Raw genomic sequence first — 23,716 nt, 5'->3', positions numbered from 1 at the left:
CCCTGCTCAGTAATTTCTATACGTTGTATATTAATACCCCATTAAAGAAGGGAGAGGCGCCCGCGCACCGCGAACGCCCCTCCTGTGAAATCCTCAGTTCGACCGAATCCTCGAAACATCCTAGGAAGCGTCCTGGGCATCCTTCGCAGCGTTATCCTGAGAAGACGATCCATCTCCTGCGTATTCTGCGACCAAGGCATCGGCCTTCGAAAGATGCTCGATACCGCTGTCATAGCGTGCCTGGATCTCCTTAAGCTGGGTTTCCAGCGCGGACGTATCGGGGTTCTGAGAATTCTGCAAGGCGGCATAAGCTTCCACGTAATCGGACAGGGCCGTGCTCAATTCCTCAGCGCCTGCCTTGTACTCTTCGTGCACCTGGGAAAGCCCTTCGGGAACCTGAAGCTCGGAAATCTTCTCGAGCTTCTTCGCCGCCTCGGAGGCAGACTGGCGCATTGCCGCAATATCACCTTCGGTGGCTGCTGTCCCGAACGATTCAAGGGCATCGGACGCTTCGGTGCTGATGCTGTTCACGCTTGCCATATACTCTCGATTCAGCTGCGCGGGAGTCTTTTTCTCGACATCGCCGCCGGAGCACGAGACCAAAAGCATGCAGAGGGCGCACACGGCGCACGCGCAGGCCGCTATGCGAGAAATATGTTTCATACGATTGCTCATAGGTACCCTTTCATACGGTGTAGCATCGAAACTATACCAAAGAAAGAGCGACGCCCAAAAGCGTCGCTCTAATTTCCACATGAGGTTGCCTAGCCGTTACGCTCCTCTATCGAACGCCTAGGCGCACGCCGCATTTCGAGCGGCCCATGCGTGCGGTGTTACTGACGGTCCTGAAGATGCTCGATGACCTCCGCAACCGATTGAGCCTCCGCGGAGCTGCGGCACATGACGAAGATGGAGTCATCGCCCGCAAGCGTGCCTGCAACACCTTTGAGCTGCGCGGCATCCAAAGCGACGGCAACGCCGCTCGCAATTCCGGGAGGAGTCCTTATGACAAGGAAGTTGTTCACAATCTCTATGGTTTCAACCAACTCCCCCACCATGCGCTGCAAACGCAGGTCCTCGGGCAAGACATAGTATCCGTCGCGCGATTTCGCAAGACCCATCCCCGCGATATCGCGCGACACGGTTGCCTGCGTGCAATCGTAGCCTTCGGAACGGAGTTGCTCCACAAGATCTCTTTGCGTCTTGATATTTCCACGCCTGATAATCTCACGAATCACATCGTGGCGCACTGCTCGCTTTGTCATCTTTCCCCCTCGATTTATACAAAGCAGAAGACCGAGATGCCAGCCCTCGTCGCTATTCGAGCACCTGAAATACAATGTTATGTATCATCTTTGTCCAATATTCACCTCTGAAGCTCATTTTGTCAACGAATCGGAACAAGAATGAATATTCACTGCACCAATTCGTTGTTTTTCGGCAATGCCGTACCATTTTTTGCGGAAAAAGCCGACAAAACGTCTTCTCTGTTGCATATTGCGTGTAGAACAATGCAACAGAGAGGAAACAAGACCGTGATTCCTTCTTCGTCGACATCATGGGAGGGCCTTCATGCGCTACCATACGCTCAAACACGTTGCAAGGAGAAAACATGCACGATACCGATCTGTTCGCCCTTCAGGGCAAAGCCGATGAACACAGCCTCGCGCAACATCAGCCTGCCCGCAAACGCAACATCGAAGCGCTCGTTTCCTTTTTCCGATCAGGCTGCAAGCGGGATTCTCGAGATGTTGGCATCGAGCTCGAGCATTTCCTCGTGGACGGAACCGGAGAGCCGCTCTCCTACAGCCAGCCCCACGGCGTCCGAGATATTCTCACAGGCCTTAGCGAACGCTACCCTCAGGTCACAACGCATAACGGAGACATCCTCGGCGTTGCAAAGCCCGGCATGAACGTCACCATAGAACCGGCCGCTCAGCTCGAGCTCTCCGCTGGACCGTTCTGCTCGCTCGATACCGCACGCAGGGTTTTCGACGAATTCGAATCTGACGTCGCACGCGAACTCGAGCCCGTATCCGGCAAATCCCTCGCCATAGGCTACGATCCCGCCTGCCGCGCCGTCGATAAAGAGCTCATCCCCAAAGCACGATACGAATTCATGAACGAGTATCTTTCCGCCATTTCGCCATGGGGCCCGCGCATGATGCGTGCGAGCGCCTCCACCCAGGTTTCCATCGATTACCGCGACGAGAAGGACTGCGTCAAGAAGATGCGCGTCGCTTCGGTGCTCGCTCCCCTTTTCGCCCTTGTATGCGACAACGCCGCCGTCTTCGAAGGCGGTCCGCGCCCGCACAGGCTCATGCGCACCGAGGTCTGGAAATACTGCGACCCCGATCGCTGCAACACGCCCCCGCATGTTCTGGACGATGATTTCGGATTCGAATCCTACGCGGAATATATCCTCGATACACCCGCCATCGTTCGCGTCGACGACGCAGGCGAGGTGCACTACGACCCGCGCACATTCGGGGAAATCTACGCGAACACGCCCATGAACCGCGCGAATGTCGAGCATGCCCTTTCCATGGTATTTCCCGACGTGCGCTTGAAAACATACGTGGAAATTCGTCCCGCAGACTCTATGCCCACCCCGTATGCGATTGCATACGCTGCGCTCATCAAGGGTCTTTTCTACTGCGATGAATGCCTGGAGGTTCTGCATGCCGCGTGTGAAAATGTCACCCTGGAAGACATTTGGCGCGCAAAAGAATCCCTTATGGAGAACGGATACCGCGGGAAAGCCTACGGCAGAAACGTCGACGAGATATGCGACGAGATGTTCAGTCTTGCGCGTCGCGGCCTGAATGCGATCGCGCCGCACGAGAAAGATTACCTGGAGCCCCTTGCCAAGCTCGTTGCCGCGCGCACAACGCTGGCCGACCTTTCCTAAACGCCGCACGTCCCATGGGCGTCGGGGCGTTTCGCGAACATCGATTTCGCAAAACGGTCCGCTTCATGCACAACGGCCTCAGGATACATGTCCTGAGGCCGTTTTCATTTGACATCTCGCAATCTGGGCCTGGTCTCTGCCCTGAAATCAAGCCTGCGACTAAGCGCGCTGCTCGGCTCCCGTAGCGTTCGAGACCTTCTTCACCAGGCGATCGTGAGCCTTGTCCACTTCTTCGCTTGTAAGCGTTCGGTCCGCTGCACGATAGGTGAGCGAATACGCCATGGACTTCTTGCCTGCGCCGATGCGCTCTTCATCGCGGTAGACGTCGAACAGCTGCACGCCTTCGAGCAGCTTACCGCCCGCAGACGTCATGCACTGCATGAGCTTCTCGTTGGTGACAGATTCGTCCACCACGAACGCGGCGTCACGCGCGACTGCGGGGAACTGAGGGACGTCCACGTAATCGCGAGCAGGACGTGCAGCGCGCTCGAGCACAGCCATGTCCAACTCGAATGCAACAACGGGCGCTGCAGCCTCGAAGGCATCGGCCGCAAGAGGATGGATTTCGCCGACCCAACCAACCACGTCGCCGCCGGAAAGCATCTGAGCCGCTCGGCCAGGTTGCAGGTGCGGAGCCTCTTCGGCAGAAAGAGCCTTGAAGCGAACCTTGGGCAGGGCCAATTCGCGGGCGATGGATTCAAGCACGCCTTTGCCGTCGAAGAAGTCAAAGGCCGCAGGAGCATTATTCCAGCCCACAGGGCCCATGGCTCCAGCCAAAACGCCGGCAAGCTTGCGGCGTTCCTTCGGCTGTGCCGCTCCCTCGCGAGCCGAGAATACGGTACCGATTTCGTAGAGTTGGATATTGCTCACGCCTCGGCTTTGGTTGTACGCCACGCTGCGCAGCAGTCCGGGAACAATGGTGCGACGCATGCAAGACTGCTCGGCATTCATCGGGTTGATGAGCTCGGCCGCCTCGCCAAGGCCCTCTTCGTTCATGCGCAGCTTCTCGACATCGTCTGCGGCGGCGAACGAATACGTCATAGTCTCGTTCATGCCGCATGCGGAAAGCGTAGCATGAAGCTTCGCATCCATGAGCTGCTGCGGAGTGCGCACGCCAAGACGTCCGCGGCCTGCGGGCAGCGTAGACGGAATGCGATCCATACCGTAGAGACGCAAGACCTCCTCGTAAAGGTCGATCTCGCGCTCGAGGTCGGGACGGAACGTGGGCGCCACCACGCGCAGCACGCCCTCGCCCTTGTCGGCCACGGCGCAGCCGAGGCGCTCGAGGCACTCGACGATGAAATCGACGGGGATCGCTTCGCCCATCATCTTCTGGAAACGCTCGATGCGAAATGCCAGCACGCGCTCTTCGGGTGCGCCCGCGGGCCATTCGTCAACGATGCCGGCACAGACGGTACCGCCGGAAACCTCAGAGATCAGGGCGGCTGCGTAATCGGCGCGCTGATTGACGTTCATGTCGTCCACACGGCGCTCGTAACGCAAAGAGGATTCGCTGATCAATCCCAGGTTGCGGCTCGTGCGGCTGGTATGCGCCGGGCTGAATGCGGCGGTTTCCAGCAAAACGTTCACGGTGGCATCGGTCACTTCGGAATCGAGCCCGCCCATAACGCCCGCCAACGCCACGGCACGCTTCGGCGTGGCGATGACGGTCATGTCGCCGGTCAGCTCGCGTTCGGCTTCGTCGAGCGTAACGAGTTTTTCGCCATCCTGGGCGGCGCGCACGATGATATGCGCCGCGCCGTCTTCAAGGTCAAGCGTGTCGAAGTCGAAGGTGTGCAGCGGCTGGCCGAGCTCGAAGAGCACGTAGTTGGTCACGTCAACGATGTTGTTGATGGGACGCTGGCCGATAGCAGTCAGACGCTCGACAAGCCAATCAGGGCTCGGGCCCACCTTCACGCCCTTGATCAGGCGCGCGGTATAGCGGGGGCAACGCTCGGCATCATCGATGGCAACACTGACCTGACCTTCGATGGATTCGTCGGATTCCTCGAGCTGAGCAGCGGGCTCGCACCAATCAAGGCCGTACATAGCGCCCACCTCGCGCGCAAAGCCCACCATGGAAAGGCAATCGGGACGGTTCGGCGTGATCTCCAGATCGATGACCGTGTCAGTAAGGCCCAGGTATTCGGCGATCGGCGTGCCCACGGCGGCGTCTTCGGGAAGAATCCAGATGCCTTCGTGATCGGTGCCAAGACCGAGCTCGCGCTTCGAGCAGCACATGCCGCAGCTAGCAACACCGCGCAGCTTGGATTTCTTGATTTTGAAATCGCCGGGAAGCACCGCGCCAACCGTGGCCACGGGGACCTTGATACCCTGAGCGATATTGGGAGCGCCGCACACGATCTGAACGGGCTCTTCGCCGCCTACATTGACGGTGACCACATGCATGTGATCGCTGTCAGGATGCTCTTCGCACGTTTCCACATAGCCCACGACCACACCGTCGAAGGTGGCACCGAGCGTCTCGACGCCTTCGACGCCCGTGCCCGTCAGGTCCAGGCGATCGCAGAATTCTTTTATATCGGAAGGCACGTCCACATAATCGGACAGCCACTTCAAAGAAACTTTCATGCTGTTTTCCCTTCGAAACCTAGAACTGACGCAGGAAGCGCATATCGCCTTCAAGCAGCATGCGCAGGTCGGGCACGTTGTACTTCAGGCAAGCGATGCGTTCGACGCCCATGCCGAATGCGAAGCCGGAATACTTTTCGGGATCGATGCCAACGAAACCGTAAACGTTAGGGTCGACCATGCCGCAGCCCAAGATTTCAAGCCAGCCGGTGCCTTTGCACATGCGACAGCGTTCGCCGTTGCGCAGATGGCCCGTACCGCCGCACACGCCACAGCTCACGTCGGCTTCGGCGGAAGGCTCCGTAAACGGGAAGTAATGAGCGCGGAAGCGAGTCTTGCGATCTTCGCCGAACATCTGCTTGCAGAAGTATTCGAGCGTGCCTTTCAGGTCGCCGAAGGTGATGCCCTCGTCTACCACAAGACCTTCCACCTGGTGGAACTGTGGGAGATGGCTGGGGTCGGCCACGTCGCGGCGATACACCTTGCCCGGCGCGATGATATAGATCGGCGGCTTCTGCTCTTCCATGGTATGCACCTGCACGCCAGAGGTCTGGGTGCGCAAGAGCACCTTGGATTCGCCGCGCACGGCCGCGTGGTCGCCGGAACGGTCCACCATGTAGAAGGTGTCCTGCATGCCGCGAGAGGGATGGTCTTCGGGAGCGTTGAGCGCCTGGAAGTTGTAGTAGTCGGTCTCAACCTCGGGACCGCGGGCCACGGAGTAGCCCATGCCGAGGAAGATGTCCGAGATTTCGTCGATGATGCCACTGATCAGATGACGCGTGCCCATCTGCTGCACACGGCCAGGAAGCGTGATATCCACCGCTTCGGCGTCCATCTTCGCCAAAAGCTCGGCCGATGCAAGCTCTGCCTTGCGCGCCTCAAGCGCCGACTCCACAGCGTTACGCACTTCGTTGGCGGTTTTGCCCACCGTGGCGCGGTCTTCGGGCGCAAGCTGGCCCATGCCGCGCAAATATGCGGTCAGCGTGCCTTTCTTGCCCAGCACGCTCACGCGCACAGCCTCGAGCTCAGACGTGTCGGCAGCCTGCGCGATGCTGTTCAGCGTGGCGGATTTCAGATCGATAAGCTCGTCGATTATCGCCATGTCTCCTTCGCCTTTCCTTCGTGCGGGCACCTAACGCCCGCCCCAAACAAAAAAGAGCCTTCTTTCATCCCAGCTGAACCTCGCGGTTCAACATCCAAGGACGAAAGAAGGCTCTCGCGGTACCACCTTGGTTGACGGAGACCTCGCACAGCACGAAAGAGCAGGAAACGCCGCCTTCGTCATGCGAAGAAGGCGCAGCGTCGCGGACGGCTTCGCTTCGACGAAAGCGGGCCGGGCAAACGGCAACGTGCAACGTGCGGGCAGCCGCCCACTCGTTTGTTCTATAACGGGAACACCCGACGCGGCTTACTGTACGTCCATGCGCCTCGTGCAAAAAACACGAATGTCGGAAGCCCGACGACGCATCCCGCGTTCGGCCACGCTGCTCGGAAGGGAATCAACGTGCGCTCTGCCGGATTCTTCCAGCCTGGGAATCCTTCTCTGGAGGCTTTGCCTGCACGTTGCTGTCTTCGTCAGCGCATTTGCGTATCAAGCGATACAAAGCTGAAGTATAGCGCAACTGCTAGCGCAGGATAAAGTGCCTGCGAGGATAAATCACGAATTGCAGCCGCCTTGTCCGACGAGAAACGGCACGACCCCCTCAGTCGCCACGTCAACGAAGAATGGCACGGACCCTTCATTGGCAAACCCACACGAAGCCCCTTCCAGCCCTCCACGCCCCGTTCCATATGCCGGAAACAAACAGAGAACAAGAGCTGCTCTTATCTGGTTGTTCAACGCAATATATGACATAATTATGTTCATTAAAATGTTTATAGGAGGCATCATGCCACTCTGCGTCCCCATTAAAGACCTAAGAAACACCGCCGCCTTCGACGAAATGGTCTCGAACAGTCCGTCGCCGGTCATTGTGACAAAGAACGGCTACGATCGATTCGTATGCATCAAAAGCTCCGAATTCAACCAATGGGAGCAGGCGGAAACCCGCGCCCGCTTGCTTGAACGCATTATGATTTCCGAGCGCGAACGTACCGAAGGGCTCCATTCCGACGCTTTTGAGACGACCGAATCACTGAGAGCAAAGTATGGCCTGTAGGGTAAAAATCCAGCCAACGGCCTCGAAAGAGCTGGAAGGCATAGTTGCCTATCTTTCCAGCTTCGGCCCCAATACCGCAGCTTCCTTTCTTGACGAATGGGAAAACGCCCTTGAAAGACTTCGGGAAGAATCCATCATACATCGCCTGTCCAGATTCGACATCCTCGCGCGTCTTGGCTATTGCACCATTCTAATCAAGGGGTATATCGCACTGTATTTCATTGAAGATGGCGATGTGATAATCGCCCACCTTTTCCACCAAAGCCAGGATTACGCAAACATCGTCCTTAACGGAATATAAGAAGCAAGGGGCTCCACTGCTTTTAGAATCGCCCAGAGCCCCAGATGGGTTTTAAGCACAAGTCAAGCCTCATGTCTCCAAAAGGGCCGCTTCAGACAACGCCGAAGCGGCCCTTTTGCTTGCACCTCTACATGCCGTAATCAAGTTTTCGTTTCAACGCCTCGCGATACACATCGTCATCGCAAATGCCAAGGGCGCCATGACCTCCTTTTCAGGAATGGCGGGGATTCCTTCGTTTGACGAAAGCCCCTCTTCAGCGAGACCCATTAAAACCAAATTCTCGCACGCGGCGCATAGAAAGCCCAATCGCCAACTTCATCTTGGCCTAAGCGAGGCTGGCGATCAGCCAATAACCCAGCAAGCCACCACAAGGCGAAGGGTCGGCCACAATGCAGGCCACTACAAGGAGCCGCCCGACTCGGCCTGTGCCGGCAGCCTACCCGCCTCTTGTCCGATTTCGCCAAGATAGCCCCAAAAACTCCGCTCAATAGGCGTAAGGCGAACGTCCTTGCGCTTGATGGCATATGTTGCAAATTGCGGATCGAAGTCGAACTCGAGGGGTACAAGAGTATGCGTGTCCCGATACTTCTCCGCAAAGAAAGGAAACCCGAAGAAACACGCTTTGTGCTCGACCGCCTGCTCTACAAGGAGATTCGCATTCGAGCTCGTAAAGAGAACGTCGGGCCTTACACCCAACGCCAGGCACTGCTCATGCACGAATCGATGCAAGTGGTCGCGAACCCCCATGGTCACAAAGGGCCGCCCGTCTAAATCCGAAGGGCTCAATACGCTCTTTTCCGCAAGATCGCTTTCGACGGGAACAAGAACATGAACGCCAGTGTAGACAATCATCTGAAAGTCGAAATCTTGCAAATACCGAGGAGTGGACCCCACAAGGCCAATACTCGCCTCCCCGGAATCGACCATATCCAAAACCCCTCTTGTCGTACTCTGCTCAATAGAGAAAATCATATCCTCATGAGCCTGTTCGAATGCGGCAATGGCATTTTTAGGCAAGGATAAAAGAGCGCCGTGCACCGCCGCGGCAGCAAGCGGCCGCCTCCCTTGATGACCCACGACATCGAAGGCGGCATGCGCTTTGCAGAAAGCTTCCCATGCATTTACGAGAGAAACAGCATCCCCCATGAGCTGGGTGCCTTTTTGAGTAAGCTTCAGCTGGCTCTGTCCGGGCACGCTGATAAAAAGCGGCTCGCCCACTTCTTTTTCTAGATGCTTCACGGTCTTGCTTAACGCCTGACGTGAAACGAACAGCTCTTCGGCTGCTTTGGTGTAGTTGCCTTTTCGGGCAACAGCCACAAAACATTCGATCTGCCGTATATCCATAATGCCCTCCCTGAATGCGTCGCCGCAACAATATGGATTCCGGTACGGTAGGTTTTCCAAAAAAGTCTAGCAAAGATAGCTCCGAAAAGAAAACCGCGTTGCATAGGGATGGGCACGCTCAATTTCATTGCAGCCCCGCAACGCAAAAATGCTTCCCGCAAATATGCAACGATCCATATGATGGTTTCAAGAAAGTGCTCGAAAAAGGGGTTTCGAGCTCACTTTAAGGAGGGAACAAATGGAAAAGGGATTCTCGCGTCGCGACTTTCTGAAATTCGGCGCAGCAGGAGCCGCAGGCGCCGCCACAATCGGCCTAGCAGGCTGCTCGCCCGCAACATCTGGAGAAGGAGCTGGCACTCAAGCTGCAGAAGGCGTCATCAACTCTTCCGAAGCAGTCATCAAATTGACCGACGCTATGCCCAAATGGTCGTTCATGGTTGCCCCCGAGCCCATCCCCGATGACGAAATCACCGAAACCATCGAAAACGACATCGTCATCGTAGGCGCAGGAATGTCGGGTCTCACCACTGCTGTAGCCGCAGCCGAAAAAGGTGCGAACGTCACGCTGTTTTCGGCCTCAAGCGCCCCCATTTCTCGTGGCGGTTCGAATTACGCGCGCAATTCGAAGGTCATGGAAGAGCTGGGCGTTGAACCATTCGACCCCTCGCCATTCTATTACCACGAGTATCGAGCCGCCTCCGATAATGTCGACCAACGTAAATGGATGAAGGGATTCAATCATTCCGAAGAAGCTATGAACTGGATGATCGACATCGCCCGCGAAGCAGGGCTGGAAGTCATCCTGGAGCGCGATAATACATTCGACCTCGGCCCAAATTACGCTCATGCGTTTTCGACCCTAGGCGATAGCGCCATGGTTTCAACGGGCCAGCAAGGAGCTGTTGAGGCGCTTGAAATGAAGGCCAAGGAATACGGCGTGCAATTGATATACGACACCAAGGCCGAGCAGCTCATCCGCGAAGACGGAGGCCGCGTGACAGGCGTCGTAGCTTCCAAGACCTCCGATGGCAGCTATGTGAAATTCGTCGCCAAAAAAGCCGTGGTTCTAGCAACGGGCGACTATTCGCGCGACAAAGAAATGCTGGCTTGCTACTGCCCCGAAGCGTTGAAGTTCGTCGGCTTCGAGCAGGAAGAGATCGACTACAACACGAGCTTCGTCATGGGCGGCATCTACGGCGGCGACGGACAGAAGATGGGGCTTTGGGCCGGCGCTGCATGGCAGCGTACAACGGCAGCTCCCATGTATCAGGGCGGCTGGGGCGGAAGCCACGAACCGCTTGCATTCCATATGGGACTGAACGTCAACGCAAACGCCGAGCGTTATCAGCGCGAAGACATGTCGGCACCGTACAGTGCGCATCAGCTTTTGTCCCAGCCCGGCAACATTGCATATGGCATCTGGACTTCCAACTATCCGCAAGAAATCATAGACCGCGGCCACGAATGGTACTCTTTCGGATCCGACTACACCTTGCCCCCGAAAACCGCGGAAGAGCTGATTGCAATATGGGACGCAGGAGTCGAAGACGGATCATATTTCAAGGCAGACACCCTGGATGACCTGGCTCAGCAGCTCGAACTCGACGCCACGAAATTAAAGGAAGTCGTAGCCCGATACAACGAACTGTGCGAAAAGGGCGTAGACGAAGATTTCTATAAGAACCCCGACTTCCTGGTAAAAATTGAGGAAGAAGGTCCTTATTACGCCGCGGTGAACACCTGCACCTTTATGACGATTATGGGCGGCCTGCGTACGAGCGTGGATATGGAAGTGTGCGACGAAAACGACCAGCCCATCCCCGGCCTTTTCAACGTCGGCTGCATGATAGGAGACATGTACGCTAACCAATACAACTTCGCCATTCCCGGCAACAGCTACGGCCTGAACTGCCTGACCTTCGGATATCTGCTCGGCCACGACCTCGCAGAAGGAAAGTTCGACTAGCACGACCAATTAGGAATCGCGCATCGATACCGCAGAAAATACAATCGTCCGCCCCTCGCCGCCAAGAGCTCCCCTCCCTTTAGCTCTTGGCGGCTTGTTCGCTAAATCAAACCCACTATCCCAGGCATCTATCAGACAGCCTATTTCGGCAGCGACTCAACGGTCTTTCTTGGAAATGAGCAGAAGAATACCTGCGACAAGCGAAGAAAAGATGAGCGTGCATACGCCGAAGGCGACCGTATTGGCCTTCGTTCCCTTGTAAATGCCCCACGAAATCACGCACATGGGAATCAGCCAGGCAAGCGGAATAATCAGCCAGCACATCGTGACGAGCGAAATAATATTGAAGATGAACGCAATCAAGCGCAACGTCTTATCCTGATCGCTTACGTAGTAAGTTCCCGACACCGACCCTGCAGGCCGTGCGTAGCCATAAGACTGCTGCGGCTGATATGGCTGTTGATACTGGCCGGATCCCTGTGGAGCCTGATACGGCGCCGGCTGGGGTTGAGGCTGCGGAACCTGATACTGCGCCGGCTGCGGCTGCGGTGCCTGAGGCTGGGTCTGCGGTTGCGGATATTGCGGGCTTTGCTGCGCCCCGAAGTTTTGAGCCTGGTCTCCCTGAGGCTGGGCCGGCATTTGAGGCTGCTGCTGTTCCTGCATGATGCTCTCCTATCACGAAAAGACGCCAAGTGCCTGTTGTGCTCCATAATACACGCAGCGAGCGCCCCTGTTGCGGGGTTACCTGCGCGATAATGCCTCACGTCAGTTTTCCCGCCCTCAAATCTCAAGTTCCTGCCGACCCGCATCACGGGCCCCTCTGCCGACGAAAGCACAAAGCAAAGTTCATGGACAATTCGCTGTAATTTGCTGATTAATGCCTTCTTTTACCCCTCGTTCCAGTCAACATCGCCTTTGCAATTGATACACTCCGTTTTAAACTTGCGAAAATCCAGGAGGAGACAAAGCGCATGAGCCTTTATGAAAGCATCGCCGCATTTCAGCCTTTCAACGAACAGGAAGCGACAGACAAAGAAGTCATCCTCCATGCCCTGAAAAGCGACCCGCATTGCCTCGACCGCAGCGCACAGGCGCACATGACCTGTTCGATATGGACCGTTGACGCAGCCATGAAACAAACGCTCATGGTCTATCACAACGTCTACGATTCCTGGTCGTGGATCGGCGGCCACGCAGACGGCGAACACGACCTTGCCGCAGTGGCTCTGCGCGAGCTGGAAGAAGAAACCGGAGTGGCAAACGCCCATCTGGTACCGTGTGGCCCGGAAGGCATCTTCTCCCTCGAAGTGCTCACCGTAGATGGTCATGAGAAACGCGGGGCGTACGTGGGCTCGCATCTACACCTCAACGTAACCTACCTTGCCATCGCCGACCCGAAAGAACCCCTGCGGATAAAACCGGACGAAAACAACGCCGTTGCATGGATGCCTCTTACCGAAGCGATCGAACGCTCCAGCGAACCTTGGATTCGCGATCGCATCTATCGCAAGCTCATCGACAAACTGGCCGCATTCTAGAACGCTTCGCCACCGCGATTCGAAACAGCCACCTTTCTCTATGCGATTTACAACTGCGCTTTATCGCGCTATCGTGCGATAAAGTCATCACTCGTATAACGAATCTTCGGAGGCAAACCATGTACGGAATTCACGATGTTTTGCTCCAGCAGGAGCGCGGCGACTATTCGGAGCATCTCAGCGAAGGCGACTTCATCCTCGATTGTTCCATGGGCTCGAACCCCTACGGATCGCCAGAATTCACCATTCCCGCCAATGTCATGCAAGACATCGCACACTACCCGCACTCCGACGCAGAGCTCACAGAGCTGATTCGCCAGCGTTTCGCTGACGTCCTCCCCATCACCGACGACATGGTCGCGTTTTCGTGCGGATCGATCGGCACGTGCGTTGCGTTGAACCGCATGTGTCTCAAGCCTGGCAAGACGGTTGTCTGCATGGCGCCCACCTTCACAGCGGTCACCGATGACATGACCACCTACGGCGTCGAATTCGAACACGTCTATTTGCGCCGCGAAAACAATTATGCGTTCGATGCCAATGAGCTCATCGAACGCATCGAGCGCAACCCCGGCGCATTCGTCTATCTTGACAACCCCAACAATCCCACTGGCCAGGTATTTCCGCTTGACCAGGTGCGGCGCGTCGTGCAGGCGGCGCAAAAAGCAAACTCGTTCATCGTCATGGACGAAGCCTACGGCGACTACATGGACGACGACCAAACCGCCCTTTCCCTTGTGCCCGAATTCGACAACCTGGCCGTGGTACGCACGTTTTCGAAGGGATTCGGCGCAGCGGGCGTTCGTCTGGGATACTGCATCGCCCAACCCCAAATCATGGCAGCGTTTCACAAGGTGAACATCCCGTTTTCAAAGAATTCCCTTGCCGACGCATTCGCCATCCAGGCCATGCAGGCCCGCTGGGCACAGAAAACACTCGAACGCGTCAAGCAAGACAAACCGAAGCTCCTGGCCGCCCTTGCCGAATGCGAGCATCTACACGTTGCCCACACTTCGCCCGGAGTGTCCATCAGCATGCTCTACGTAGATGACGAACAGATTAATTTGGAAAAAGTACTATCGCATGCTGGAGTGCGCGTGGTAACCTGTAGTGGCTACGACGGATTGGGGTGCAATGCCATTCGCCTCAACCTACACGAAGATATCGACACGCTGACAAACCTCGTCAGAAAGGCGGACGACCTTGTCCTACATGCATAAGGCATACCGATTTACCTACGCACATCCATGATTCGGCACGCCGATTGCTTGTTCATACACCAATGCACAAGGGGGGCGCGTCGGCGCTCCCTTTTCTTTTGCAGCCCATTCGTCTGGAGCACCCCTTGCCGAAACCGACAAGGTAAGAAACGCCGGCATACCGGCATGGAAGAAAGGATGCCATCATGGCAGAAACGACACCAAACGCCGCAGCCACGGGCCATTCCGGAGGCCAAGGCAGGCCCATGCAAGACTCGAGCAAGGAGCGAGTAAGCGCATTGAACGTCTTGAAGTTCGCAGGCGCCTTCGTCGCATTCCTCATCGGATCGGGATACGCCTCAGGCCAAGAGATCATGCAGTTCTTTACCGCATACGGAATCTGGTCCATCGGAGGTTTACTCATCGCGCTTGTACTGTTTGCATGGCTGGGTAAGGTTCTGATGAACTACGGATATCGCCATCACGACCTGGGGCCAGACCATATGGCCGACCAAGGATTTCGTTACTACTGCGGCAAATATTTCGGTGCGTTTCTCGCGTGGTTCATCCCTGTGTTCTTGTTGCTCGTGTGCATCGTCATGACCTCGGGCGCAGGCGCAACCCTTGCTCAGTATTTCGGGCTTCCTAACTGGGTGGGTTCGGCCGGCATGTGCGCGCTGGTTTTGGTGACGAATTTCTTCGGATTCAAGCGCATCGTCGACGTCATCGGCATCGTAGGCCCCGTAATCATCGTGTTCTCCGTGGTCATTGCAACAGTCGCCATAGCCGCCAACCCCGGTGGCCTTATGGAGGTGGGCGCGCATGCCGCAACGTTCGAAAGTATGGCCAACGCAACCAACGGCGCACCCTTGTGGGCTTTGGCGGGTCTGCTCTATGCAGCCTACAACGTCACTGGATCGCTGCCGTTCTTCACGCAAACCGGCGGCACCGCTTGCTCGGCTCGCGAGGCGAAATGGGGCGGCATCGTCGGCGGCATCGCATTCATCGGCGCGGCCATCCTCATGAACATAGCGCTGCTTTGCCATATCGAAGACGTTGCTCAGCTCGAAGTTCCCACACTGTTCCTGTCCGATCTAATCAGCCCCGTAATCAGCGTCATCTTCGCCGTCATCCTCATGGGCGGCATCTATTCCACCGCCGCACCCATGATGTGGACTTCGGTCAATCGCTTCGCTCCCGAAGGAACCAAGCGCAACAAGGCCGTGCTGGTCATCTTTTCCATCGTCATCATGCTGATTGTTTCCAGCCCGCTTTCCTACGGCCAGCTCATGGGCATTATCTACCCCTACACGGGCTACATCGGCATCGCCTTCATCGCATGCGTCATCGTTCGTCAAATCATCGAGGCGTACAACAAGAAAAAGGGACTCGATGTAGAAACGCCCCTCTTCTTCAAGGACAAGGAATAGCCTTCGCATTCGCATGGCAGCAGCCTGCGAATCGAATGCACGGAATTGCATGAATCAACGAAGCGATGCCGAACCATCCGGCACCGCTTCGTTTGTCTACAGCTTGAAGACGGGAACACTTTACGGCCTGCTTGCGCTTGCAAACAAAAACCCGCCTCGATGAGACGGGTTTTCCATACTATGAAATCAAGCTATGCATGCGCTGTTATTCAGCAGCGGTCTCCTCTGCGGGAGCCTCGGCGACCTCAGCCTCAACAGCCTCGGCGGCTTCCTCTGCGGGAGCCTCTGCAGCAGCCTTAGCGGCAGCAGCTTCAGCCTTCTTGGCGTACTCGGCAGCACGAGCGGCCTTCTCAGCAGCCTTGGCCTCGCGCTCAGCCTTCTTCTTTGCCTCGAGCTCGGCAGCAGCGGCAGCCTTGGCAGCCTTCTTGGCAGCCTCACGCTCGGCAACAGCAGCGGAAGCGGAACCGAACTTGTCGGCGAAGCGCTGGACGCGTCCACCGGTGTCGATCAGCTTCTGGGTGCCGGTGAAGAAGGGATGGCATGCATTGCAGATGTCAATCTTCAGCTCAGACTTGGTAGAACGGGTAACGAAGGTGTTACCGCAGGTGCACTTGACGGTGCAGTCCACATACTCGGGATGAATACCCTGCTTCATGTTGGTTTCTCCTTTTCAGGCGCCTTGGTTTCCGACCAAGACAAGACAGCCTTGGCATAATACCACACGGCACAACATCGGTGAAGGATTCTTTGCAAAGAATGCAGAAGAACCCCGCTTCTTAAACGCCCCCTGCATTGCGGGTTAACCGAGCGCTTGCGCTAGAAGGCTTATCGGAGCGAGGTTCTTCGCGTCTACTGCGTCTACTTGAACTGACTCGGATGACGCTCGAAGAAGTCGGTCCTCGGAGGAAGCTCGCGCACGGCATGACCGCCGGCGGCCACTTCCTCGCGGCTGCACAGCTCGCCCATATCCACAAAAGGCGCGTTCCAGCTAAAGAAAGCCTCGGGGGCGACCTGCAAGCAGTCCACGATTTTCTCGCAACCGCGCGGCGCAACAGGATGCATCAGAAGCGTCGCAACGCGCAAGACGAAGAAGCTGTCCACGAGTACCTGACGACGAGCATCGGCATCATCCGCCGCTTCCGCAGTCTTGATGCCGTCGGCCCAGTGTTTGTTTCCCCAGCGAATGAAGTCATCCATCAAATTCATGACGGAGTGCAGCTCGGCGCGATGCATGATACGTTCATACTCGGCCATCGTTTCATGGGCGCGACTCACAACCGCCTCGTCCACTTCGCCGATCGGCATCATGCCTTCGAAATTCTTCTGGGCCTCGTAGAAGCAGCTGCGCGCCAGGCGATTGAAGACGTTGGTCAGAAGAGCGCCTTCCTTCAAGGCCGGGTCGGCCACGCGGGGGTCGTTGCGCTTCTCTTCATCAGGGTCGAACGGCTTCGGCTTGAAGCCCACGGATTTCTGGCCGAGGCCCAAGCCGAGCCAATGGGCGCGAAGCTGCTCGACCGTGTAGTAATTCAGCAGATCATCGGCCGAAGGAGGCTTGACGGAGCCCGAAGAAGACGCCTTGGTCTTGCCGAACAGGATATGGTGGTTCGCGATCAAACGCGTTTGCTGCAGCTGGCCCTCTGCGGGCTCGGCCTGCATGGCGTTGCCGTCTTCAAGGCCCACCCAAAGCGCGGGCTGTGCCACGCCGTAGAAATACAGGTTGTCCTGACCGATGAACTGATACACACACGCATCGGAAGAGCACCACCAGTCGCGCACGGACGCAAGGTCGAAGCCGCGCTCTTCAAGGGCCGTGGCGGAGAAGCTGATGGGGGCCCAAAGGCTTTCGGGCCAGCACCACACGGTCAGATCGTCGACACCCTCCATCTCGGGCACCTTCACGCCCCACTCCACATTCCCGGAAATGCGGAACGGCACGAGCGCCTTGCCGGTGCGGAAACGAACGCCCGCCTCGAAAAGAACGTCGCGCGCCCTATCGCGGTCTTCGATGCTTTCGAACTCTATTTCGAAGGACTGCTTTCCTTTTTCGGCTTCGTGGAACGAATGCTTGGGCAGCTTATCGGCAACGGCGCGATAGTCTTGTTCGAGTTCGTTTTTGATATACATCACGGGCGGCACGAGGAATTCTTTCGCGCCTTTCACCACTACGGGGCGAACCTCTTCGTCCGCTTCAAGGCGCGAAGCGTGCTCTTGCAGCTGCGCGCGGAAATTGGGCAGGTCGAAATACCAGTTGCGCACAGGACGCATCTCGGGCACTTCCCCCGAAAGCGTGGAAACGGGCTTGATCAGGTCTTCGGGGTTGAACTGATGACCAAGATCGCATTCGTCCGCATAAGCTTTCTCGGATTTGCAGCCTTGCACGGGGCAATGACCAAGCACCTGGCGGCCGTTCAAGAACGCGCCGACTTTGGCGTCGTAGAACTGAAGGGTCTCCATAAGGGTCAGATGCCCGTTTTCATGCAGACGACGCAGCACGCTGTTCGTGACCAGCTGATGCACCTCGCCCGCACGGCCTATTCCGCTGCCTTCATAGATGGAAAGGTCGATGTCGTACGCATCGAGCGTCGCCTTCTGGGCGTCGTGATTGCGCTGCACGTAGTCGCCAATCGTGCCTTCAAAGCCTTCGTTCTCGCACGCTTTGCGATACCCCTCCTGAATAGGAGAGCCAAAGCAGTCGGTTCCGGAGACGAACAGCACGTTATCGCGACCAAGGCGGTCGCGCAAAAAGCGCGCGTACGCATCAGCGGGAACAAAAACGCCCGCAACATGGCCAAAGTGTAATTTCTTGTTGCCATACGGCATGCCGGCCGTCACCACCGCGCGGCGAGGCCAAGGCGTAGTGCTTACATAGCTCACGAACGAGCCCCCTCCTGTTTCATAGACTCAAGCAGCATCTCTGCCACCGAAGACGATTCCGAAGTACCCAGCAGGTCCATCAAGGCAGACAGATCAGACGGCGACTGGGTCAAGGACACGACATCGTACGCACCATCGAACGACTCGATGCCGCCGAGCTGCGCCGCCTTATCCAAAGCGTCTTCATAGATGCCCACTTCGTCGGCCAATCCGTTTTCGACCGCTACCGTGCCCGCGAACTGCATGCCGGTGGCAAGCGCGCGAACCTTCTCGACGGTCATGTCGCGGCCTTCGGCAACCGAGTTGATGAAGGTCTCGTTGATGGTGTCTACAAGCTCCTGGTAATACGCCCGCTCTTCATCGGTCAAAGGACGCGTGCCGTAGCTGGAATCCTTGGAATCGGCCGAAGCGATATTGTCCACGGAAATTCCCAGCTTGTCTAGCAGCTCGGAGATGTCGGTCGACTGCATGATGGTGCCGATGGCCCCGATCGCCGTGGTTTCGTTAACGAAGATGTAGTCTGCCTGGCTGGATATCTCATAGGCGGCGCTGCAGTTCATCGACGCGCTGGAAACAACGATGGGCTTAGAGAAATCGCGCACATAGGCAGCCATCTCCTCGCCGGCCGTAGCCGTGCCTCCGCCCGAATCCACACGAAGCACCACCGCTTTGATGTCGGGGTTCTCCTCGGCTTGGTTCAAAAGCTCCCGTAAACCTTCAGGACTGCACGACGTTCCGTCGTACTGTATGGTTCCGGCCATATCGATCACACCGACACTGTCACCCGTCGTGAGGGCCGCGTAATCCTGCGTCGGCGCAGAAATGCTCGAGACCATGTGGGAGCAGGACAGAGCTCCAATGGTGAAAACGAACACGATGGCGAAAAGGATGATGCCAAGAACCACCCACACGGCCTTTCCGCCCTTGCGAGACGCCGAAGCGGCGCCGGCATTGGCCCCCGCCGCGTACGCTTGCTGGGCATAGGCGGACTGGGCATAGGCCTGCTGCTGGGCGTAAGGCTGCTGAAACCCTTGCGGTTGCGCGCCGTACACAGGCTGCGTCTGAGGCTGCTGGGCGAAAACCTGCTGGTTCGCCGGCGCCTGAGGCTGCGGCGGAACCTGAGGCTGCCCAACCTCCCCCTTCATCAAGGGAGCCTGCCCGCCGTTGGAATATGCGGAAGGTTCTTGGTTGTCGTATCGATCGGCCATGCGAGATTCTCCTTCGTATTCGCGGCCTGCCTTAGCGCCCGCGCGCAAATGCGAACGCATCACATGGAGACATGGTAGCGGAAAGCCTTTTCAAAGACAGGTACAGCCATCGTTTTGCTACAATCCTCAACCATGATTTCCCCCGAAAAACACCGCATCGCCGCCATAGCGGCATCATGGGCGCTCGTCCTTGTTATCGCCGCGCTCATTTTCACGATGAGCGCCAAAGACGGCGCGACGTTAGACCACGGATCGGGCTTTGTTTCAGCGGTAAAAACTTGGCTCGCAAGCACGGGCCAGGCCTTGTTCGGCCATCCCGTGGACGTCTCCCCCGTAGGCCATTTCAGCGAGTATTTCGTCTTCGGCGCATCTCTTCTCAACGCGCTGCGCTGGCATTTCCCCGCAAAAAACGCGCTATTCGCGGCTCCCCTGATTGCAAGCCTCTACGGAGTCACCGACGAAATTCATCAGATCTTCGTCCCCACGCGCTCCTGCGACCCGGCCGACTGGGCGGTAGACACCGTTGCGGCGATCGTCGGCGCGATACTTGCCTACGTCGTGATCAAACGCCTCAAAAAGACGAAAGGCGCCGACAAAACGCCGACGCCTTAAGGGCAAACCGCAAGGATGCGCTTCATCGTCGTCCGCGGCGAGCGTAAATCTCCGCATGCCGAGCGCTATGCCCGCGCGGCGTGCTTGCGCTCTACGCCCATGCGTTCGCCCGCGCATGCGACTCGCGTGCTACACCAGCACCTTAAAGACGGCTTTTTTCACCGGTTCCGACCCGTTGACCGCAATGCCCGGCTTATGGGCGTCTTCGGGGAAGCAGGCGACAAACGTGCCCGGGGTCATGACGACAGAAGCCGCCGCGGCGCCATCGAGAAACATGTTGTCGGCCTCTTCGTCGAAAGGCTCAGCCTCGAGCGCATCCACGAATTGGACGTCGATGCGCTCCTGCCCCTCAAGCACCATCTGCACGTCAATATAACGACGATGGGCCTCGAAACGGCAATCTTCGAGCGCACGCGTATCGTAGGAGCACGCGTTCACGAACAGCACGTCGCCGTCTATTTCATTGCGGCCCGCCTCAAGAAGAGACAGGTCGTGTTCTTTCGCGTATGCGAGGGCGCGACGCACGCCCTCGTGTCCGATTTCGTTGCAATCGGTCTGGTCAAGATGTCCAAAAATCATGGTATCAACGTCTTTCTACTAGGCTAAAAGCTCGCGAGCAGCAGTATCGAGCCTATCAAGCAAGGCTGCGGATTGGTCGGCGCAATCCGCCTTGGCAAACAGGTAGGCTTTGATCTTGGGTTCGGTGCCGCTGGGACGTACGATAAGCTTGCACCCGCCCTGCAAGACGAACTCGACAACATTCGCACATGGCAAAATCTGCGAGGTTTCGCCGCCCACCACAGGCATCGACGCCTGAGTGTTGTAGTCTATCACGCGCTCGACGGGCAGACCGGCAATCGCCGCAGGAGCCTCGCGACGCACACGCGTCATGATGTCGGCCATCTTCGCCGCGCCGTCAGCTCCCGGATACGTCAAGGAGACCGTACGGTTGAAGCAATACCCGAAGCGTTCGTACAGAGCCCTCATGGCGTCGACGAGGGACATACCGCGCGCACGGTAGTAACGCGCCATCTGGCAGATCAGCATGCTTGCCACCACGGCATCTTTATCGCGCACATGCGTTCCTGCAAGGTAGCCGTAGCTTTCCTCGAAACCGAACATGAAGCGGTCAGCCTCGCCCGCCGCCTCAAGCATGGCAATCTGCTCGCCGATGTATTTGAAGCCCGTAAGCACGCGGCGAAGTTCGAAGCCGTGCGCCTCGGCCACTTCGTCGGCCATGGCGGAAGAGACGATCGTGGTGATGGCGACGCTACGGTCCAGGGATTCGCCGCGTTCGAGCTTACGACGCGCGATGAAATCCATCAGCAAAATGCCCATCTCGTTGCCCGTGATAAGCGCGAAATCATCGCCGTCAGGAACCGCCACGCCGACGCGATCGGCATCGGGGTCGGTCGCCAGAAGCAGGTCGGGCGTACGGCCAGCAGCCGCTCGTTTGCGGCACAGCTCGATGCCCTTCTCAAGCGCGGCGCGCTCTTCGGGATTGGGATATTCGCACGTCGGGAAATCTCCATCGGGCACATCCTGACCCGGAACTACGTTCAGATACGGCACGCCGATCTTCACAAGCACGGCCTGAACGCATTCGAGACCGGTGCCGCACAGCGGCGTATACACAATGTCGAGAGGAGCGTCGGCATCGTCGGGCTCTTCCTGGGACTGTTCGAGCACGGCGTTCTCAAAACGCGCCAGAACATCTTCGCCAATCCAATTGACCAAGCCGCCGTCGAGCATATCGCGAATATCAGCGATTTTCGCGCACACGCCATCCTCCTCGAAGTACCCCAGGCGTGCGATGCAATCCGAAATTTCCTTTGCAGCCTCGCTCGTAATCTGGCAGCCGTCAGCGCCATAGACCTTGTATCCGTTGTATGCCGCAGGATTATGACTGGCCGTCATGTTGATACCGGCGGAACAACCCAGGTCGCGAACGGCGAACGACAGCGCGGGCGTAGGCTCGACGCGAGGATAGATGTACGAACGAATGCCGTTCATCGCCAGCACGGACGCCGCCGTGTTAACGAAAAGCTGTCCCTTGTGGCGCGAATCGCGCGCGATGGCAACGCTCGGGTCGTCGAAATGGGCATTGAGATAGTCAGCAAGACCCTGCGTGGCACGAGCGACCGTGTAGATGTTCATACGGTTCGTGCCTGCGCCGATAATTCCGCGTAATCCCGCAGTTCCGAATGCCAGGTCCTGAAAGAATGCATCGGCAACGGCCGCATCGTCCGCATTCGAGAGATTATCTAGTTCGGAGGCTAATTCCGCATCCGCCACACATTCTTTCCAGTGCGCCAGCTTCGCGCGCACATCAATATCGCCCATGATTCGTCCTTTTTTCGCATAACGCCTGATAGTGCGCAATTCCGAACCACCCGGCCCGTGAATCGCACACCGATTCTACCAATGATGCCCCAAGCTCACCAGAGATCGTTCGACAAAGAGCCGCACATCCCATAATCCGAACAGGATTTATCACCACGCCTCGCATGTCCTACGACGGCATCCTTAGAGAAAGCAGCTCCCTACTCCTTGTTTTGACGCCAACTTGATGCCGTCCGCCATTTTTCAAGCGCCTTATGCCGATTAGTTATGGTGAAAAATTGACAAATGTTACAAGCGTATGTACAAAGTTCCACTTTCAACCTCTCTGTGCTACCCTTGCGGCAACGCCAGAAACAGACCTGGCATACGAAGCAGAACGCCTCGGAACAAAGAAAGGGGGCATTCTCATGAATGCCTATCTTATCGCCGCAAAGGCAAACGCATGGGAAGTTTCCCAGCACGTCGGATACGCCATCGAAGCAAACCAGCCTGAGTATCTGACCGATGCCCAAGGCCGTGGAGCAGGGTGCGATCTTCGCATGAAGCGCAAGATTATGGCCAGGCCCCATCTGCTGAAAGACATCCTGCGCATGTCACAGCAGTCGCTTGCTTAAGCGCAAGCCTCGCAGACAACCGAATAACCACGAAGAGGACCCGTTCGGGTCCTCTTCTTTTATTGCCGGCGACACAGTGCGATGCGCCCATCGTGCAAGCTGAACGCTCAAAGCGAAGGCCCTTTGGGCGGCTCCTCGATAAACCTCCCTGGGCGACTCTCTCAATGGAGTCCTTGAGACGGACGGCCGCCGTAAACCCTCAACATCCAGCGCCGCGTCTCGAGACAACCACCTTATTCTCCGGCATCGAGGAATATTTTTCGAGTCACGAAATTCCAGATCATGACAATCGCCGTCGCAACAATCTTGGTCAAAAGATAATGAACGCCCAGCAATTCGACACCTGCCCACATGCATCCGTTGTTAATCAGCAGGCCAATAACGGACAGCACAACGAAAATGATGAATTCGCGACGTCTGCTCATTCCCTCTTTGTGCGTGAACACATAGCGCATCGAAGCGACGTAATTGAACACCACCGATGCCGTGAACGATATGGTTGCGCTCACCAGGTAGTTAATGCCGAAAAGCTCCGTCAGAAGAGCAAGCAGGCCGTAATCAATCACGAACGCAATCACGCCAACCACGCCGAACTTCATGAACTGCGCAAGAAGCTTTTTCATTC

General features: G+C 57.0%; 21 protein-coding genes. 9 read left to right on the top strand and 12 right to left on the bottom strand.

What is annotated here, in order from left to right; translation table 11 throughout:
• Positions 1-120 precede the first annotated feature (120 nt).
• Positions 121-675 (bottom strand): hypothetical protein, encoded by a 555-nt coding sequence (locus tag HMPREF9451_RS01340; protein ID WP_009138500.1) that lies wholly within the window; start codon positions 673-675, stop codon positions 121-123.
• Positions 676-833: 158 nt separating this feature from the next.
• On the bottom strand, positions 834-1,265 hold the full coding sequence (locus HMPREF9451_RS01335; RefSeq protein ID WP_009138499.1) for an arginine repressor: 432 nt from the start codon (positions 1,263-1,265) through the stop codon (positions 834-836).
• A 347-nt stretch (positions 1,266-1,612) separates the two neighbouring features.
• On the opposite strand from HMPREF9451_RS01335, the gene HMPREF9451_RS01330 reads away from it, so the two are divergent.
• Positions 1,613-2,911, top strand: coding sequence for a glutamate-cysteine ligase family protein (locus HMPREF9451_RS01330; RefSeq protein WP_009138498.1), 1,299 nt, complete (start codon positions 1,613-1,615; stop codon positions 2,909-2,911).
• 159 nt (positions 2,912-3,070) lie between these two features.
• On the opposite strand, the gene pheT is transcribed toward HMPREF9451_RS01330, so the two are convergent.
• Both pheT and pheS read right to left on the bottom strand, forming a co-directional pair.
• The gene (pheT, locus tag HMPREF9451_RS01325) at positions 3,071-5,503 is read right to left on the bottom strand and encodes a phenylalanine--tRNA ligase subunit beta (protein ID WP_009138497.1); all 2,433 of its coding nucleotides are present in this window, start codon (positions 5,501-5,503) and stop codon (positions 3,071-3,073) included.
• Between the two features lie 19 nt (positions 5,504-5,522).
• The gene (gene pheS, locus HMPREF9451_RS01320) at positions 5,523-6,605 is read right to left on the bottom strand and encodes a phenylalanine--tRNA ligase subunit alpha (protein WP_009138496.1); all 1,083 of its coding nucleotides are present in this window, start codon (positions 6,603-6,605) and stop codon (positions 5,523-5,525) included.
• A 787-nt stretch (positions 6,606-7,392) separates the two neighbouring features.
• Here pheS and HMPREF9451_RS01310 point away from each other — a divergent pair.
• Positions 7,393-7,662 carry a type II toxin-antitoxin system Phd/YefM family antitoxin gene (locus HMPREF9451_RS01310; RefSeq protein WP_009138495.1) on the top strand — a complete coding sequence of 90 codons (270 nt, stop codon included), beginning with the start codon at positions 7,393-7,395 and terminating at the stop codon, positions 7,660-7,662.
• The gene (locus HMPREF9451_RS01305) at positions 7,652-7,963 is read left to right on the top strand and encodes a type II toxin-antitoxin system RelE/ParE family toxin (RefSeq protein ID WP_009138494.1); all 312 of its coding nucleotides are present in this window, start codon (positions 7,652-7,654) and stop codon (positions 7,961-7,963) included. Before HMPREF9451_RS01310 ends, HMPREF9451_RS01305 begins: the two co-directional genes overlap by 11 nt.
• 399 nt (positions 7,964-8,362) lie before the next feature.
• Here the strand turns inward: HMPREF9451_RS01305 and HMPREF9451_RS01300 are convergent, their stop codons facing one another.
• Entirely contained in the window at positions 8,363-9,307 is a 945-nt protein-coding gene (locus HMPREF9451_RS01300; RefSeq protein ID WP_009138493.1) for a LysR family transcriptional regulator, read from the bottom strand.
• A 238-nt stretch (positions 9,308-9,545) separates the two neighbouring features.
• Between HMPREF9451_RS01300 and HMPREF9451_RS01295 the strand changes: the two genes are divergently transcribed.
• Positions 9,546-11,273: an FAD-dependent oxidoreductase gene (locus HMPREF9451_RS01295; RefSeq protein WP_009138492.1), complete on the top strand. Its 1,728-nt coding sequence runs from the start codon at positions 9,546-9,548 to the stop codon at positions 11,271-11,273.
• Positions 11,274-11,429: 156 nt separating this feature from the next.
• Here the strand turns inward: HMPREF9451_RS01295 and HMPREF9451_RS09920 are convergent, their stop codons facing one another.
• On the bottom strand, positions 11,430-11,936 hold the full coding sequence (locus HMPREF9451_RS09920) for a hypothetical protein (protein WP_009138491.1): 507 nt from the start codon (positions 11,934-11,936) through the stop codon (positions 11,430-11,432).
• Positions 11,937-12,244: 308 nt separating this feature from the next.
• Between HMPREF9451_RS09920 and HMPREF9451_RS01285 the strand changes: the two genes are divergently transcribed.
• From HMPREF9451_RS01285 to HMPREF9451_RS01275, 3 genes are all read left to right on the top strand, one after another.
• The gene (locus HMPREF9451_RS01285) at positions 12,245-12,811 is read left to right on the top strand and encodes an NUDIX hydrolase (RefSeq protein WP_009138490.1); all 567 of its coding nucleotides are present in this window, start codon (positions 12,245-12,247) and stop codon (positions 12,809-12,811) included.
• A gap of 119 nt (positions 12,812-12,930) precedes the next feature.
• Positions 12,931-14,031, top strand: coding sequence for a pyridoxal phosphate-dependent aminotransferase (locus HMPREF9451_RS01280; protein ID WP_009138489.1), 1,101 nt, complete (start codon positions 12,931-12,933; stop codon positions 14,029-14,031).
• 185 nt (positions 14,032-14,216) lie between these two features.
• Positions 14,217-15,440, top strand: coding sequence for a YkvI family membrane protein (locus HMPREF9451_RS01275; protein ID WP_009138488.1), 1,224 nt, complete (start codon positions 14,217-14,219; stop codon positions 15,438-15,440).
• 205 nt (positions 15,441-15,645) lie between these two features.
• Here HMPREF9451_RS01275 and rpmE read toward each other — a convergent pair whose 3' ends face one another.
• The 3 genes from rpmE to sppA form a co-directional block, all read right to left on the bottom strand.
• Entirely contained in the window at positions 15,646-16,095 is a 450-nt protein-coding gene (gene rpmE, locus HMPREF9451_RS01270) for a 50S ribosomal protein L31 (RefSeq protein WP_009138487.1), read from the bottom strand.
• A 203-nt stretch (positions 16,096-16,298) separates the two neighbouring features.
• Complete coding sequence (locus HMPREF9451_RS01265) at positions 16,299-18,314, bottom strand: class I tRNA ligase family protein (protein ID WP_009138486.1); 2,016 nt, start codon at positions 18,312-18,314, stop codon at positions 16,299-16,301.
• Positions 18,311-19,522, bottom strand: coding sequence for a signal peptide peptidase SppA (gene sppA, locus HMPREF9451_RS01260; protein WP_009138485.1), 1,212 nt, complete (start codon positions 19,520-19,522; stop codon positions 18,311-18,313). Before sppA ends, HMPREF9451_RS01265 begins: the two co-directional genes overlap by 4 nt.
• Positions 19,523-19,654: 132 nt before the next feature.
• Between sppA and HMPREF9451_RS01255 the strand changes: the two genes are divergently transcribed.
• Positions 19,655-20,134: a VanZ family protein gene (locus HMPREF9451_RS01255; protein WP_009138484.1), complete on the top strand. Its 480-nt coding sequence runs from the start codon at positions 19,655-19,657 to the stop codon at positions 20,132-20,134.
• Between the two features lie 129 nt (positions 20,135-20,263).
• On the opposite strand, the gene HMPREF9451_RS01250 is transcribed toward HMPREF9451_RS01255, so the two are convergent.
• Together HMPREF9451_RS01250 and HMPREF9451_RS01245 are read right to left on the bottom strand one after the other, a co-directional pair.
• Positions 20,264-20,713, bottom strand: a complete 450-nt coding sequence (locus HMPREF9451_RS01250; RefSeq protein WP_009138483.1) for a NanQ anomerase/TabA/YiaL family protein — start codon at positions 20,711-20,713, stop codon at positions 20,264-20,266.
• Positions 20,714-20,731: 18 nt separating this feature from the next.
• Positions 20,732-22,477 (bottom strand): phospho-sugar mutase, encoded by a 1,746-nt coding sequence (locus HMPREF9451_RS01245; RefSeq protein WP_009138482.1) that lies wholly within the window; start codon positions 22,475-22,477, stop codon positions 20,732-20,734.
• 407 nt (positions 22,478-22,884) lie between these two features.
• On the opposite strand from HMPREF9451_RS01245, the gene HMPREF9451_RS01240 reads away from it, so the two are divergent.
• Positions 22,885-23,091, top strand: a complete 207-nt coding sequence (locus HMPREF9451_RS01240; RefSeq protein ID WP_009138481.1) for a hypothetical protein — start codon at positions 22,885-22,887, stop codon at positions 23,089-23,091.
• A gap of 233 nt (positions 23,092-23,324) precedes the next feature.
• Here HMPREF9451_RS01240 and HMPREF9451_RS01235 read toward each other — a convergent pair whose 3' ends face one another.
• Positions 23,325-23,714, bottom strand: coding sequence for a GtrA family protein (locus HMPREF9451_RS01235; protein WP_009138480.1), 390 nt, complete (start codon positions 23,712-23,714; stop codon positions 23,325-23,327).
• Positions 23,715-23,716 lie beyond the last annotated feature (2 nt).

Origin of the sequence: Slackia piriformis YIT 12062 (assembly GCF_000296445.1) — a bacterium.
GTDB classification, from domain to species: domain Bacteria; phylum Actinomycetota; class Coriobacteriia; order Coriobacteriales; family Eggerthellaceae; genus Slackia; species Slackia piriformis.
This window is presented reverse-complemented; position numbering and strand designations above follow the sequence as displayed.

What these genes read in the sequence shown, in the direction of transcription:
- HMPREF9451_RS01340 (WP_009138500.1), bottom strand. Translation starts at nt 675, where the DNA reads ATGAGCAATCGTATGAAACATATTTCTCGCATAGCGGCCTGCGCGTGC.
- HMPREF9451_RS01335 (WP_009138499.1), bottom strand. Translation starts at nt 1,265, where the DNA reads ATGACAAAGCGAGCAGTGCGCCACGATGTGATTCGTGAGATTATCAGG.
- HMPREF9451_RS01330 (WP_009138498.1), top strand. Translation starts at nt 1,613, where the DNA reads ATGCACGATACCGATCTGTTCGCCCTTCAGGGCAAAGCCGATGAACAC.
- pheT (WP_009138497.1), bottom strand. Translation starts at nt 5,503, where the DNA reads ATGAAAGTTTCTTTGAAGTGGCTGTCCGATTATGTGGACGTGCCTTCC.
- pheS (WP_009138496.1), bottom strand. Translation starts at nt 6,605, where the DNA reads ATGGCGATAATCGACGAGCTTATCGATCTGAAATCCGCCACGCTGAAC.
- HMPREF9451_RS01310 (WP_009138495.1), top strand. Translation starts at nt 7,393, where the DNA reads ATGCCACTCTGCGTCCCCATTAAAGACCTAAGAAACACCGCCGCCTTC.
- HMPREF9451_RS01305 (WP_009138494.1), top strand. Translation starts at nt 7,652, where the DNA reads ATGGCCTGTAGGGTAAAAATCCAGCCAACGGCCTCGAAAGAGCTGGAA.
- HMPREF9451_RS01300 (WP_009138493.1), bottom strand. Translation starts at nt 9,307, where the DNA reads ATGGATATACGGCAGATCGAATGTTTTGTGGCTGTTGCCCGAAAAGGC.
- HMPREF9451_RS01295 (WP_009138492.1), top strand. Translation starts at nt 9,546, where the DNA reads ATGGAAAAGGGATTCTCGCGTCGCGACTTTCTGAAATTCGGCGCAGCA.
- HMPREF9451_RS09920 (WP_009138491.1), bottom strand. Translation starts at nt 11,936, where the DNA reads ATGCAGGAACAGCAGCAGCCTCAAATGCCGGCCCAGCCTCAGGGAGAC.
- HMPREF9451_RS01285 (WP_009138490.1), top strand. Translation starts at nt 12,245, where the DNA reads ATGAGCCTTTATGAAAGCATCGCCGCATTTCAGCCTTTCAACGAACAG.
- HMPREF9451_RS01280 (WP_009138489.1), top strand. Translation starts at nt 12,931, where the DNA reads ATGTACGGAATTCACGATGTTTTGCTCCAGCAGGAGCGCGGCGACTAT.
- HMPREF9451_RS01275 (WP_009138488.1), top strand. Translation starts at nt 14,217, where the DNA reads ATGGCAGAAACGACACCAAACGCCGCAGCCACGGGCCATTCCGGAGGC.
- rpmE (WP_009138487.1), bottom strand. Translation starts at nt 16,095, where the DNA reads ATGAAGCAGGGTATTCATCCCGAGTATGTGGACTGCACCGTCAAGTGC.
- sppA (WP_009138485.1), bottom strand. Translation starts at nt 19,522, where the DNA reads ATGGCCGATCGATACGACAACCAAGAACCTTCCGCATATTCCAACGGC.
- HMPREF9451_RS01255 (WP_009138484.1), top strand. Translation starts at nt 19,655, where the DNA reads ATGATTTCCCCCGAAAAACACCGCATCGCCGCCATAGCGGCATCATGG.
- HMPREF9451_RS01250 (WP_009138483.1), bottom strand. Translation starts at nt 20,713, where the DNA reads ATGATTTTTGGACATCTTGACCAGACCGATTGCAACGAAATCGGACAC.
- HMPREF9451_RS01245 (WP_009138482.1), bottom strand. Translation starts at nt 22,477, where the DNA reads ATGGGCGATATTGATGTGCGCGCGAAGCTGGCGCACTGGAAAGAATGT.
- HMPREF9451_RS01240 (WP_009138481.1), top strand. Translation starts at nt 22,885, where the DNA reads ATGAATGCCTATCTTATCGCCGCAAAGGCAAACGCATGGGAAGTTTCC.
- HMPREF9451_RS01235 (WP_009138480.1), bottom strand. Translation starts at nt 23,714, where the DNA reads ATGAAAAAGCTTCTTGCGCAGTTCATGAAGTTCGGCGTGGTTGGCGTG.